Annotated in this window: 13 protein-coding genes; 10 read left to right on the forward strand and 3 right to left on the reverse strand. The window is 68.2% G+C overall.

From position 1 onward, the window contains the following. The first annotated feature begins 188 nt into the window (after positions 1-188). Positions 189-1,661 (forward strand): ABC transporter substrate-binding protein, encoded by a 1,473-nt coding sequence (locus CVV76_RS19210; RefSeq protein WP_102226308.1) that lies wholly within the window; start codon positions 189-191, stop codon positions 1,659-1,661. 139 nt (positions 1,662-1,800) lie between these two features. Here CVV76_RS19210 and CVV76_RS19215 read toward each other — a convergent pair whose 3' ends face one another. The 3 genes from CVV76_RS19215 to CVV76_RS19225 form a co-directional block, all read right to left on the reverse strand. Next, a complete protein-coding gene (locus CVV76_RS19215) occupies positions 1,801-2,718 on the reverse strand; it encodes a L,D-transpeptidase (RefSeq protein WP_102226309.1) in 918 nt (305 codons plus the stop codon). A 211-nt stretch (positions 2,719-2,929) separates the two neighbouring features. Continuing rightward, on the reverse strand, positions 2,930-4,138 hold the full coding sequence (locus tag CVV76_RS19220; RefSeq protein WP_102226310.1) for a M24 family metallopeptidase: 1,209 nt from the start codon (positions 4,136-4,138) through the stop codon (positions 2,930-2,932). 316 nt (positions 4,139-4,454) lie between these two features. After that, complete coding sequence (locus tag CVV76_RS19225; RefSeq protein WP_102226311.1) at positions 4,455-5,345, reverse strand: LysR family transcriptional regulator; 891 nt, start codon at positions 5,343-5,345, stop codon at positions 4,455-4,457. A 122-nt stretch (positions 5,346-5,467) separates the two neighbouring features. Here CVV76_RS19225 and CVV76_RS19230 point away from each other — a divergent pair, with 122 nt between their 5' ends. From CVV76_RS19230 to trmD, 9 genes are all read left to right on the forward strand, one after another. After that, positions 5,468-6,040 (forward strand): FMN-dependent NADH-azoreductase, encoded by a 573-nt coding sequence (locus CVV76_RS19230; RefSeq protein ID WP_102226312.1) that lies wholly within the window; start codon positions 5,468-5,470, stop codon positions 6,038-6,040. Positions 6,041-6,442: 402 nt separating this feature from the next. Further along, complete coding sequence (ffh, locus tag CVV76_RS19235; RefSeq protein WP_102226313.1) at positions 6,443-7,960, forward strand: signal recognition particle protein; 1,518 nt, start codon at positions 6,443-6,445, stop codon at positions 7,958-7,960. Beyond that, on the forward strand, positions 7,957-8,589 hold the full coding sequence (locus tag CVV76_RS19240) for a GNAT family N-acetyltransferase (protein ID WP_233193027.1): 633 nt from the start codon (positions 7,957-7,959) through the stop codon (positions 8,587-8,589). Before ffh ends, CVV76_RS19240 begins: the two co-directional genes overlap by 4 nt. After that, complete coding sequence (locus CVV76_RS19245) at positions 8,586-9,125, forward strand: GNAT family N-acetyltransferase (protein ID WP_102226314.1); 540 nt, start codon at positions 8,586-8,588, stop codon at positions 9,123-9,125. Before CVV76_RS19240 ends, CVV76_RS19245 begins: the two co-directional genes overlap by 4 nt. Beyond that, the gene (locus tag CVV76_RS19250) at positions 9,122-9,706 is read left to right on the forward strand and encodes a GNAT family N-acetyltransferase (RefSeq protein WP_233193028.1); all 585 of its coding nucleotides are present in this window, start codon (positions 9,122-9,124) and stop codon (positions 9,704-9,706) included. Before CVV76_RS19245 ends, CVV76_RS19250 begins: the two co-directional genes overlap by 4 nt. Beyond that, a complete protein-coding gene (locus CVV76_RS19255; protein ID WP_102226315.1) occupies positions 9,703-9,999 on the forward strand; it encodes a chorismate mutase in 297 nt (98 codons plus the stop codon). The genes CVV76_RS19250 and CVV76_RS19255 overlap by 4 nt, the downstream gene beginning before the upstream one ends. A 55-nt stretch (positions 10,000-10,054) precedes the next feature. Next, a complete protein-coding gene (gene rpsP, locus CVV76_RS19260) occupies positions 10,055-10,417 on the forward strand; it encodes a 30S ribosomal protein S16 (RefSeq protein ID WP_102226316.1) in 363 nt (120 codons plus the stop codon). 64 nt (positions 10,418-10,481) lie between these two features. Next, positions 10,482-10,991 (forward strand): ribosome maturation factor RimM, encoded by a 510-nt coding sequence (gene rimM / locus CVV76_RS19265; protein WP_102226317.1) that lies wholly within the window; start codon positions 10,482-10,484, stop codon positions 10,989-10,991. Positions 10,992-11,041: 50 nt separating this feature from the next. Continuing rightward, a complete protein-coding gene (gene trmD / locus CVV76_RS19270) occupies positions 11,042-11,953 on the forward strand; it encodes a tRNA (guanosine(37)-N1)-methyltransferase TrmD (protein ID WP_102226318.1) in 912 nt (303 codons plus the stop codon). The last annotated feature ends 167 nt before the right edge of the window (positions 11,954-12,120 follow it).

Here is a 12,120-nt window from a genome sequence, read left to right on the forward strand (position 1 = left end):
CGCGCCTTGTAGCGCGGGCCGGCGCGGCGGGGCCACCATCTGTCGCCGTCACCTGCCGACAATATCGCGCGTCGGTGAAGATACGCTCACCCGCTCTCTTGATCGGCGGGCGCGGGGCGTGGAACATGCGGCGAGGTGTCCGGTCCCGCGCCCCGGGGATCGCCCGGGCGCAGGACAGGAGGATCGGAATGTTCAACCGTCTCAGGCTGGCTGCGGCCGTGCTGCTGATCTCGGCCGCACCGGCGCTTGCCGCGAAGGACAGCATCGTCATCGGCATGCAGCTGGAACCGCCGGGTCTCGACCCGACCTCGGGCGCCGCCGCCGCGACGGACGAGGTGACCTATGCCAACGTGTTCCAGGGCCTGACCCGCTTCGGCCCCGAGGGACAGGTCGAACCCGACCTCGCCACCAGCTGGGACGTGGCCGACGGCGGCAAGGTCTGGACCTTCCACCTGCGCAAGGGCGTCACCTTCCAGGACGGCACGCCATTCTCGGCCAAGGACGTGAAGTTCAGCCTCGACCGCGCCCGCGCGAAGGAGTCGACCAACGCTCAGAAGCCGCTCTTTGCCCAGATCTCAGATGTCGCCGTGGTCGACCCCGAGACCGTGAAGATCACGCTGAGCGAACCGGTGGGCGCCTTCGCCGCGAACATGGCCTGGGGCGATGCCCAGATCGTCTCGGAGGCGTCGATCAAGGACGAGGCGACGCATCCCGTCGGCACCGGGCCGTTCATGTTCAAGGACTGGGTGAAGGGCGACAAGATCGACCTTGCGGCCTATCCCGGCTATTGGGGCGAAAAGCCGAAGCTGCACGGCGTGACGTTCAAGTTCATCTCGGACCCGACAGCCGCCTTCGCCGCGATGATGTCGGGCGACATCAACGTCTTCCCGGGCTATCCGGCGCCCGAGACGCTGGCGCAGTTCAAGTCGGATCCGCGGTTCCAGGTAATCATCGGTGAGACCCAGGGCGAGACGATCCTGGCGATGAACCACCGCACCCCCGCCCTGTCGAAGCTGAAGGTGCGCGAGGCGATCGCCCATGCGATCAACCGCAAGGACCTGATCGAGGGGGCGATGTTCGGTTATGGCACGGCGATCGGCACCCATTTCCCGCCCTTCAGCCCGGATTACGTCGACCTCACGGGGCTGTCGAACTATGACCCCGCCCTGTCGAAGAAGCTGCTGGACGAAGCCGGGGTGACCGGCCTCAAGCTGCGCCTCGCGCTGCCGCCGCCCTCCTATGCGCGGCGCTCGGGCCAGATCATCCAGGCCGAGCTGAAGGCGGTGGGGATCGACGTCGAGATCACCAACATGGAATGGGCGCAATGGCTCTCCCAGGTATTCAAGGGGCACGATTTCGACCTGACCATCGTCAGCCACACCGAACCGAACGACATCAACATCTACGCCAGGCCCGACTATTACTTCGGCTACGACAACCCCAAGTTCCAGGACCTGATGAAGCAGCTGACCGTCGCAACCGACAAGACTAGGCGCGATGCGATGCTGAAGGAGGCGCAGACGATCATTGCCAAGGATTACGTCAACGCCTGGCTGTTCCAGCTGCCGCGGCTGACGGTTGCCGATGCGGGGATCGTGGGCCTATGGAAGAACTCTCCCACCCAGGCCAATGACATGACCGCGGTCTACTGGAAGGATTGACCCCGAGTGGGGCGTCTGGGCGCCCCGCGCCCCCGCCTGCCCGCCCGTGCTCCACCTGCCCCCGATATGAAAAAGGGGCCGCCGATTTCCCGGTGGCCCCTGATCCTTGCAGAGGGCGTGCCTCAGATCGCCTGCTTCCTCAGATCGCCTGCTTCCTCGGCGGGATCGGGCTCAGCCCGCCACCCTCGGACGGATCGGTCGAGGCGACGGCGGCATCGGTCGCGGTCGACGAATTGTCGAGGATCCGGTCGGCCTGGGGGCCGGTGATCACTTGGTCCGGGTCGTGGACCGGGACGACATAGCCCATGAAGCCGGGTTGCAGCGGCCCCACCATCTGCGCAGATTCCTCGGGCGTGCGCACGTGCACCTTGGTGCCCAGCGGAACGCGGGAATAGAGGTCGATGATGTCCTGGTCGAACAGCCGGATACAGCCCGCCGAGGTCGCCCGACCGATGGTCGAGGGGTTGTTGGTGCCGTGGATCCGGTAATAGGTGTCGCGCCCGTTGCGGTAGAGGTAGAGCGCGCGCGCGCCCAGCGGGTTCTCGGGGCCGCCATCGACGCCCTCGGCGTAATCGCCATACTTGTCCGGCTCGTTCTTGATCATGCTGGCGGTCGGGCGCCAGTGCGGCCACTCGGCCTTGCGCTGGATCACCCCGTTGCCCGAGAAGGTCTTGCCTTCCTTGCCCACGGCGCAGCCGTAGCGGATGGCCACGCCACCGTCGAGCACGAGGTAGAGGCGGCGCGCGTAGGGGTCGATCACGATGTTCCCCACCGGCTCCGGCCCGTTGTAATAGACCAGCGTGCGCGGGTTCGACCCGGTGAGGTAGCCCGGGTCCACCGCGTCGATGGTGTAGCCGTTGTCCTGGATCGTCTGGTAGCGCGCGATCGTCGCGGCCGAGGGCGGCTGCACGGGCGCGGCCGTCGGATCGGTCGCGGCCTTGTTCACGTCATCCGGCTGCCCGGCACAGGCCGCGACGGACCCCGTGACGCAAAGCGCGCCCAGCACGCGCAGCGTGTGACGGCGGGTGACCGCGTCGGTCGGTTTGTCGAAGGTCATCCGGGAGGTCCTTTCTACGGCTCTTCCTAGTGGGCGCGGTGGCTCTCCCGCGTGGCGAAGCGGGGGCATCTGCGCCATGTTACCTGTCCAGCGTCAAGGGCGTTCCGCGCTATTTACGGCGGGACGCGCCTTGGCTGCAACGCCAGAAGTGCCGCGAGGGTTCCCTGCGGTTCCCTCGCGGCGGATGAACGCTGATCAGAGCGCTGCCATGTCAGGCGACAATGTTGTTTTCCGGACCGTAGGGAAAACCGGTGATGTTCTCGGCTCCCTCCTCGCCGATCACCAGGATGTCGTGCTCCCGGTAGCCGCCCGCGCCCGGCTGGCCCTCGGGCAGGGTCAGCATCGGCTCCATCGAGATCACCATCCCCGGCTCCAGCACCGTGTCGATATCCTCGCGCAGTTCCAGCCCCGCCTCACGCCCGTAATAATGGCTGAGCACGCCGAAGGAATGGCCGTACCCGAAGGTGCGATATTGCAGAAGGTTCCGCTCCGCCAGGAAATCGTTGATCTTCAGCGCCACCTCGTCGCAGCGCGCACCCGGCTTCAGCAGGCTCATCCCGTACTCATGCGCCGCCACGTTCGCCTCCCACACCTTGAGCGAGGCCGCATCGGGCTCCCCGAGAAACAGCGTGCGTTCCAGCGCGGTGTAGTAGCCCGAGATCATCGGAAAGGTGTTGAGGCTGAGGATATCGCCCCGCTTCAACGCCCGCGCGGTGACCGGGTTGTGCGCGCCGTCGGTGTTCATCCCCGACTGGAACCAGACCCAGGTGTCGCGGTACTCGGCCTCGGGAAAGCGCGCGGCGATCTCCAGCTCCATCGCGTCGCGCCCGGCCATGGCGATGTCGATCTCGCGCGCGCCCTCGCGGATCGCGGCCCGGATCGCCGCGCCGCCCACGTCGGCCACCGCCGCGCCCGCACGGATCAGGTCGATCTCGGCCGGCGACTTGATCATGCGCTGCTGCATCGTGGCGGAAGAGATATCCATGCCGCGGGCAGGCTTAAGGAAGGTGTTGATCTTCTCCGACTGCATGAGCGTCAGGTGATCTGCCTCGAAACCGAAGGCGCGGCCCGTTCCGGCCACATGCGCGACCGCGCGCCAGAAATTGTCGCGCGCCCAATCGGTGTAGGTCAGGCTCTCGCCATGTGATCGCCGCCACGGCTGGCCCGCGTCGATGCCCGCGCTGATCGTGACGCAGTCGGACGGCGTCACCACGCAGGCATAGGGCCGCCCGAAGCTGCAATAGAGAAAGCCGGCATAATAGGCGATGTTGTGCATCGACGTCAGCACCACGGCGTCGAGGGAATGCAGCTCCATCAGGTCGCGCAGCCCGGCGAGGCGCTCGTCGTATTCATCGGGCACGAAGGGCAGAATGGCCTTGTCGCCATTGGCACAGCGGTAGAAGGCGGGACGTTCCGTCATGTCAGACCTCGTCACTGGGGGTACAGGCATCGACCCGGGCCCCGAAAGGTCCCGGCGTGCAGGACGCGGGCGACACCCCATGGCACCGCCAAGCCGCGGGGCGCGCCGGCGATGCGGCACCCTCCCCCGGAGCGACGCCATCGCCCCCGGCTCGGGTGCGAGAATGCTTTGGCCCGGCGCGGGTGGCAAGGGCGGGATTTGCGTATTTCAGGGAACAATGAAAGAGGAAACGCCCTTCCTTTCATTGTTCCCAAAATACGCGAACACGCCTCCCGCGCAAGCGACGGCCGGGCGGGGGCGCGGGAGCCCGGGCCCCTCAGATCTCCGCCGGGCAGTTGCGTGCGGCTTCCTTAAGCGCGGCGACGAAGGTCTGGACCTTGGTGGTGCGGTGCAGGTCGACATGGGTGACCAGCCACAATTCCCCCATCCACTCCTCGCGCGGGGGCATCACCTGAACCAGCCGCGGGTCGGCCTCGGCCTGCCGGGTGGGCAGGAATCCCATGCCCAACCCCTCCACCAGGGCCATGTAGCGCGATTCGTAACCGTTGGCGCGCATCACGACCTGTTCCTCGGGCACATGTGCGGCCAGCCAGAGAAGGTACGGCGCCCGGCTGTCGCGGTTCTCGGAGCCGATGAAACGATGGCCGGCGAACTCGCTCTGGTCCTTCGGCGTCCCGAAAGCCGCCAGGTAATCGTGGCTGGCGTAAAGCGCGCTGCGCTGCTGGCCCAGCGACTGCACCACGTTGTCGGGTTCCGTCGGCCGGGTTCCGCCGCGGATCGCCACATGCGCCTCGCCGTATTCCAGCCGGAACACCCGCTGGTCGGTGAGGAACCGCAGCCTGAGGCCCGGATGCTGCTGCAGCACGATCTTCATCGCGGCGATCGCCAGCGTCGCCAGCCCCGGCAGCGAGGTGACCACCAGCTCCCCTGTCACCTCTTCGCCCGCGCCGGTGATGCGCGAGGCCAGCTGCGCGAACTGGTCCTCGGTCGCCTTGCCGACGGACAGAAGTTGCTGGCCCGCCTCGGTAGGCGTGTAGCCACGCGGGTGGCGCTGGAACAGCTTGGTGCCCAGCTTGGCCTCGAGCGCGTCGATATGGCGGATCACCGTGGCATGGTGCACGCCCAGCACTTCGGCGGCCCCCGAAACCGTGCCCACACGGGCCACCTGGTAGGCTGTACGGATCTCATCCCAGTTGTCGAAAGGCATTCTGTGCATTCCCGAACAAATTACCTGCAATTTCTCGCGTTGAGTTCGCTGATGCAAGGCCGATATTGGCGACACCCGCAGAATTTGCAGATGCAGAAACGCGCAACCGACAGGAACCTCCCATGCCGAACATCCTCCGTATCGATTCCTCCATCAAGGGTGACGCCTCGGTCACCCGCCGCCTGACCGCCGCGCTGACCGAGAAGCTGGGCGACGGTGTCAGCATCCGCGACACCACCACGATCCCGCTGATCGACGGCGCCTGGATCGGCGCGGCCTACACCCCCGCGGACAAGCGCAGCGACGAACAGAACGCCGCGCTGGCCCTGTCGGACGAGCTGATCGCCGAGCTGAAGGCCGCCGATGCGGTCGTGATCGGCCTGCCGGTCTACAACTTCGGGGTCACCGGCCCGCTGAAGACCTGGATCGACATGGTGTGCCGCGTGGGCGAGACCTTCCGCTACACCGACAGCGGGCCCGAAGGCCTGGTGCCGGCCAAGCGCGTGTTCGTCGCCTACGCCTCGGGCGGCGTGCCGCTGGGCTCGGATTACGACTTCGCCTCGGGCTACCTCAAGCAGGTGCTGGGCTTCATGGGCCTGACCGACGTGACCTTCGTCTCGGCCGAGGGCGTGGCGATGGGCGAGGCCGAAGCGATCGCCCGCGCAGAAGAGCAGATCTCGGGCCTCGCCGCCTGAGCGTTCGCGCCGGACTAAATGAGACGGCGTCCCTCGGGGCGCCGTTTTTCTTTTGCGCGGAGGGCAGCGCCCTGCCTTGGGTGGGCGCCTGCGCTGCACCGGTGGCCTGCACTTTATCGCTCCAAGCCCCTCCGACGTTCATTCGCGCGGTGACGTCTCAATGCACCCTCCCGGGGGGAGGGTCGGGCCCGGCCCGGGGCTCTCAAAGCCCGTCACGCTTGACTCTCTCCCCCCGCACGCGTAATGCCGCAGCCAATTCCGGGAGTCGCCATGCTTCCGGTCCCTTGTCGTGGGCAGGGATCGCCATCCGTCAGCGCGTTGCGCCCACGGGTGCGATTGGCGTTTGGGCCGCGCCCTCCTACATGGGGCGCATGGGATGTAACTGGTCGAAGGAGACCGCGCATGTTCGAGAATCTTTCAGAACGTCTTGGCGGCGTCTTCGACCGGCTGACCAAGCAGGGCGCGCTGTCCGAAGATGACGTTCGCACCGCGATGCGCGAGGTGCGCGTCGCGCTGCTTGAGGCCGACGTCTCGCTGCCCGTCGCCCGGGATTTCGTGAAGAAGGTCGAAAAGCAGGCGACCGGCCAGGCGGTGACCAAGTCGGTCACCCCTGGCCAGCAGGTCGTCAAGATCGTCCACGACGCGCTGATCGACGTGCTGCGCGGCGAGGAAGACCCCGGCGCGCTCAAGATCGACAACGCGCCCGCGCCGGTGCTGATGGTCGGTCTTCAGGGCTCGGGCAAGACCACCACCACCGCCAAGCTTGCCAAGCGCCTGAAGGACCGGCAGGGCAAGCGGGTGCTGATGGCCTCGCTCGACACCAACCGCCCGGCGGCGATGGAGCAGCTGGCGATCCTGGGCACCCAGATCGGCGTCGACACCCTGCCGATCGTCAAGGGCGAGAGCGCGGTACAGATCGCCAAGCGCGCCAAGCAGCAGGCCAGCCTTGGCGGCTATGACGTCTACATGCTGGACACCGCCGGCCGCCTGCACATCGACGAAGTGCTGATGGACGAGGTGCAGGCCGTTCGCGACGTCGCCAACCCGCGCGAGACCCTGCTGGTGGTCGATGGCCTGACCGGTCAGGACGCGGTGAACGTCGCGACCGAGTTCGACGGCAAGGTCGGGATCTCGGGCGTGGTGCTGACACGGATGGACGGCGACGGCCGCGGCGGCGCGGCGCTTTCCATGCGCGCGATCACCGGCAAGCCGATCCGCTTCGTCGGTCTGGGCGAGAAGATGGACGCCCTCGAGACCTTCGAGCCGGAGCGCGTCGCGGGCCGCATCCTCGGCATGGGCGACATCGTGGCGCTGGTCGAAAAGGCGCAGGAAACCCTTGAGGCCGAGCAGATGGAGCGCGCGATGAAGCGCTTCAAGAAGGGTCTGTTCAACATGAACGACCTGCGCGGCCAGCTTGACCAGATGATCAAGATGGGCGGGATGCAGTCGATCATGGGCATGATGCCCGGCATGGGCAAATACAGCCAGCAGGCGGCGGACGCGGGGCTCGACGACAAGATGCTGCGCCGCCAGATCGCGCTGATCGATTCCATGACCAAGAAGGAACGGGCCAACCCCGACCTGCTGCAGGCCAGCCGCAAGCGCCGGATCGCCGCCGGGGCGGGGCTTGAGGTCGCCGACCTCAACCAGTTGCTCAAGATGCACCGCAAGATGGCGGATGCGATGAAGATGATGGGCAAGAAGGGCCTTCTGAAGCAGGCGATGAAAGGCATGATGGGCAAAGGCGGCATGCCCGACATGGCCGGCATGGACCCGTCCAAGATGAACCCCGAGGACATGAAGGCCGCGGCCAAGGCGCTGCAGGGCCAGGCCGGCGGCATGGGCGGAATGCCCGGCATGGGCGGAATGAAGCTGCCCGGCGGGCTGTCCGGCCTGGGGGGCTTCGGCAAGAAGAAATGACCGGCGGGACGGGCATCTCCTCGCGCGGCAGGCGCTTTTCCGATGCACCGGACACCCGGGGGCCCGGCGGCCCCTTTGCGGGCATGACCACCTATGAATCGACCGGCGCCGGCGCCACCAACGCCCCGGTGATCGAGACCGAGCGGCTGATCCTGCGCGGCCCCGAGCCGGGCGATTTCCCCGCCTTCGCGGCGTTCTACGCCTCACCCCGCAGCGCGATGAACGCTGGCCCGCTGGAGCGCCCGGCAGCCTGGCGCGCCTTCGCCACTGCGATCGGCCACTGGGCGTTGCGCGGCTATGGCATGTGGACGCTGGTCGACCGCGCATCCGGGGCGCTGGCCGGCCGCGCGGGTCTGTGGTTTCCCGAGGGCTGGCCCGAGCCGGAGCTGGGCTGGACCCTCTATGACGGGTTCGAGGGCCGCGGCCTCGCCACCGAGGCCACCCTTGCCGCCCGCACCTATGCCGCGCAGATCTACGGGCTTGCCCCGCTGATCTCGATCATCGACCCGGCCAACGACCGGTCGATCGCGCTGGCGACCCGGCTGGGCGCCGTGCACGAAAACGACTGGACCGCGCCCTCGGGCCGCACGGCGCGGATCTATCGCCATCCCGCGGAGGTGCCGGAATGACCCCGCATCTTGCCGACGCCCCCGTTCTGGAGACGGAACGCCTGATCCTGCGCGCGCCCGACATGCGCGACTGGCCGGCATTCGAGGCGTTCATGACATCGGACCGGTCGCGGTTCGTGCGCCCGCCCGAGGTCGACCGCCGCCTCGCCTGGCGCGCCTTCGGCCATTGGGTCGGGCACTGGATCCTGCGCGGCTTCGGCCAGTTCATCCTGGAAGACCGCGCCACCGGCGCCTCGCTTGGCGCCGTCGGCAATTGGTATCCAGAGGGCTGGCCCGAGCGCGAGGTCGGCTGGATGATCTTCGCCCCCGAGGCCGAGGGCAAGGGATACGCCGCCGAAGCCGCCCGCGCCGTTCTGGGCCACACCTTCGGCACGCTCGGCTGGAACACCGCCGTCAGCTACATCGACCCGGAAAATGCGGGTTCCATCGCGCTGGCCCAACGGCTGGGCGCCACGCTCGACCCGGCCGCCCGCACCCCGCACCCCGAAGAATCCCTCCTCGTCTATCGTCACGCCGGACCGGAGGGGGCCGCATGACGCAGCACAGCGCCCCCATGCCGACTCCGGCCCCCATCCTGACGACGGCCCCCACCCTGACCACGGAGCGCCTGACCCTGCGCATGCCGCGGCTTCAGGATTTCGGGCATTGGGTCGCCTTCTTCGCCTCCGACCGCTCGGTCCACGAGGGCGGGCCGCTCGACCGGCGGGCAGCCTGGCGCAACTTCGCCTCCGACACCGGGCAGTGGGCGCTGCTGGGCTACGGCCCCTTCGGCGTCGACCTGACCGAAACCGGCGCGTACATCGGCGAGGTCGGGATCTATCACCCGCCGCACTTCCCCGAACCGGAGCTCGGCTGGTTCGTGGTGCCTGGGGCCGAGGGCAAGGGCTACGCCTTCGAGGCCGCCCGAGCCGTGCGCGACTGGGCGCGCGACGCGCTCGGCTGGCCCCGCCTCGTCAACATCATCGAGCCGGCCAACGCCCGCTCGATCGCCCTCGGGAAACGCCTCGGAGGAACCATCGACCCGTCGATCCCCGGCGTCGACCCCGGCGACGTGGTGATCCGCCATGATCTGACCCGCGACCTGACCCAACCCGCCCCCGACAGGAGCCCCGCATGACCGACGACGCCACCCGCGCCCAGGCGCTCCTGCACGAGCATCGCGAGTCGATCGACCGGCTTGACGCGATCCTCGTCTACACCCTGGCCGAGCGGTTCAAGCATACCCAGGGCGTCGGCCGGCTGAAGGCCGAACACGAACTGCCGCCCTCGGATCCGGCGCGCGAAGAGCGCCAGATCGAGCGGCTTGAAAGACTGGCGACCGAGGCCGACCTCGACCCCGAATTCGCCAGGAAATTCCTGAACTTCATCATTTCCGAAGTGATCAGGCACCACGAGAGACTGCAGAAGTAACCCCAAATCGGCGGGCCCCCTGCCCGCCACCCAGCCATCAGACAGGAGAAACACCATGGCTATGAAGATCCGGCTCGCCCGCGGCGGTTCCAAGAAACGTCCGTTCTATGCGATCGTCGCGACCGACTCGCGCATGCCGCGCGACGGCCGCTTCCTCGAGAAGCTCGGCACCTACAACCCGCTCGTCGCCAAGGACAGCGAACAGCGCGTGAAGATGAACATGGAGCGCGTGCAGCACTGGCTTGACCAGGGCGCGCAGCCGACCGACCGCGTCGCCCGCTTCCTCGAGGCCGCCGGCGTCCGCACCAAGGCGACCCGCGCCAACATGAAGAAAGCCGTCCCGGGCAAGAAAGCCCAGGAACGCGCCGCCGCCCGCGCCGAGAAGGCCGCGGCCGCCGAAGCCCCCGCCGAAGAGTAAGGCCACCGGGGCGCCCCCCTCACCCACAACCCGGGTGGGGGCCACCCCCTGAACGGAGCCTGCCATGACCGCACCGGACCGCATCTGCGTCGGGGCGATCGTCGGATCCTTCGGGGTCCGGGGCGAGGTGCGGCTGAAAAGCTTCTGCGCCGACCCCGAGGCGATCGCCGATTACGCCCCCCTCTACACCGAGGAAGGGCGCGGCTTCGACATACGTCTGACCCGTGCGGTCAAGGGCGGGTTCGCCGCCGAACTGACCGGGGTTTCGTCCAAGGAGGCGGCGGATGCGCTGCGCGGGGTCAAGCTTTACGCCGACCGCGCGCGCCTGCCGTCGCTGCCCGATGACGAATTCTACCACACCGACCTGATCAACCTCCTGGTGGTCGACACTGGCGGGGCCGAGATCGGCCGCGTCCGCGCGGTGCACAACCACGGCGCCTCGGACCTGCTGGAGATCCACGGGCCGGGGCTGAAGGAACCGCTGCTGCTGCCCTTCACCCGCGCCGCGGTGCCCACCGTCGACATCGCCGCCGGACGCATCGTCGCCGACCCGCCCGAGGGGCTGATCGACTGAGACAGGACGGCGCCACCCGGCGCCGCCCTCCCTTCCCCCGGAGGTCCGCCATGACCCTGCCGCCTTCCGATCCGCCCGATGATGCCCCCGGCACAGACCCCGGCACCGATCCCGTCCTCGCCCCCGCCGAGGATCCGGGCGATGCCCCGGTCGTGGTCCCCGCGAAATCCCACGGCCGCCTCAAGGCCCGCCCCACGCTGAAGCCGCAGGAACTGATCCGGTCGCGCCCCTCTCTGCACGGCGCCTGGACCGCCCGCATCGTCACGCTGTTCCCCGAGGCCTTCCCCGGCACGCTGGGCCTCTCGCTCACCGGCAAGGCGCTGGATGCGGGGCTGTGGCAGCTGGAAACCATCGACCTGCGCCAGTTCGGCGAGGGCAAGCACCGCAACGTCGACGACACCCCCGCCGGCGGCGGCGCCGGCATGGTGCTGCGCCCCGACGTGGTGGGGGCAGCCCTGGCCGAGGCCTCGATCGGCACCCCGGTCGACCGCACCCGCTGGCCCGTCGTCTACCTCTCCCCCCGCGGAACGCCCTTCACCCAGGACATCGCAAGGCGCTGGTCCGAGGCCGAGGGCGTCACCCTGCTCTGCGGCCGCTTCGAAGGCGTCGATCAGCGGGTGATCGACCATTACGCGGTCGAGGAGGTGAGCCTCGGCGATTTCGTCCTCACCGGTGGCGAGATCGCGGCTCAGGCCATGATCGACGCCGCCGTCCGCCTCCGCCCCGGCGTGCTGGGCAACGAAGCCTCGGCCGAGGAGGAAAGCCATTCGAGCGGCCTTCTGGAACACCCGCAATATACCCGGCCGGCCGAGTGGGAAGGCCGCAAGATCCCCGAGGTGCTGATGTCCGGCCACCACGGCAAGATCGCCGCCTGGCGCCACCAGGAGGCCGAGGCCCTGACCGAGGAACGCCGACCCGACCTATGGACACTCTACCAGGCGCGGAAACTGTCAGGCGACTGACCCGGACACGCGCCGGTGATGACCGTCAGGCCGGCGGGGGCGCTGCCCCCTGCACCCCCGGGATATTTTCGAGCAGAAAGGGAAGAGGGTCTGTCTTCTTCTGAGTGGAAATATCCCACGGGGGTGCGGGGGTGTGAAACCCCCGCGGTTGCGGCGGGTGCTGGGGT

Origin of the sequence: Acidimangrovimonas sediminis (assembly GCF_002871005.1) — a bacterium.
Classification (GTDB): domain Bacteria; phylum Pseudomonadota; class Alphaproteobacteria; order Rhodobacterales; family Rhodobacteraceae; genus Acidimangrovimonas; species Acidimangrovimonas sediminis.

Coding starts and splice junctions, on each gene's coding strand:
- CVV76_RS19210 (WP_102226308.1), top strand. CDS start 189: ATGTTCAACCGTCTCAGGCTGGCTGCGGCCGTGCTGCTGATCTCGGCC.
- CVV76_RS19215 (WP_102226309.1), bottom strand. CDS start 2,718: ATGACCTTCGACAAACCGACCGACGCGGTCACCCGCCGTCACACGCTG.
- CVV76_RS19220 (WP_102226310.1), bottom strand. CDS start 4,138: ATGACGGAACGTCCCGCCTTCTACCGCTGTGCCAATGGCGACAAGGCC.
- CVV76_RS19225 (WP_102226311.1), bottom strand. CDS start 5,345: ATGCCTTTCGACAACTGGGATGAGATCCGTACAGCCTACCAGGTGGCC.
- CVV76_RS19230 (WP_102226312.1), top strand. CDS start 5,468: ATGCCGAACATCCTCCGTATCGATTCCTCCATCAAGGGTGACGCCTCG.
- ffh (WP_102226313.1), top strand. CDS start 6,443: ATGTTCGAGAATCTTTCAGAACGTCTTGGCGGCGTCTTCGACCGGCTG.
- CVV76_RS19240 (WP_233193027.1), top strand. CDS start 7,957: ATGACCGGCGGGACGGGCATCTCCTCGCGCGGCAGGCGCTTTTCCGAT.
- CVV76_RS19245 (WP_102226314.1), top strand. CDS start 8,586: ATGACCCCGCATCTTGCCGACGCCCCCGTTCTGGAGACGGAACGCCTG.
- CVV76_RS19250 (WP_233193028.1), top strand. CDS start 9,122: ATGACGCAGCACAGCGCCCCCATGCCGACTCCGGCCCCCATCCTGACG.
- CVV76_RS19255 (WP_102226315.1), top strand. CDS start 9,703: ATGACCGACGACGCCACCCGCGCCCAGGCGCTCCTGCACGAGCATCGC.
- rpsP (WP_102226316.1), top strand. CDS start 10,055: ATGGCTATGAAGATCCGGCTCGCCCGCGGCGGTTCCAAGAAACGTCCG.
- rimM (WP_102226317.1), top strand. CDS start 10,482: ATGACCGCACCGGACCGCATCTGCGTCGGGGCGATCGTCGGATCCTTC.
- trmD (WP_102226318.1), top strand. CDS start 11,042: ATGACCCTGCCGCCTTCCGATCCGCCCGATGATGCCCCCGGCACAGAC.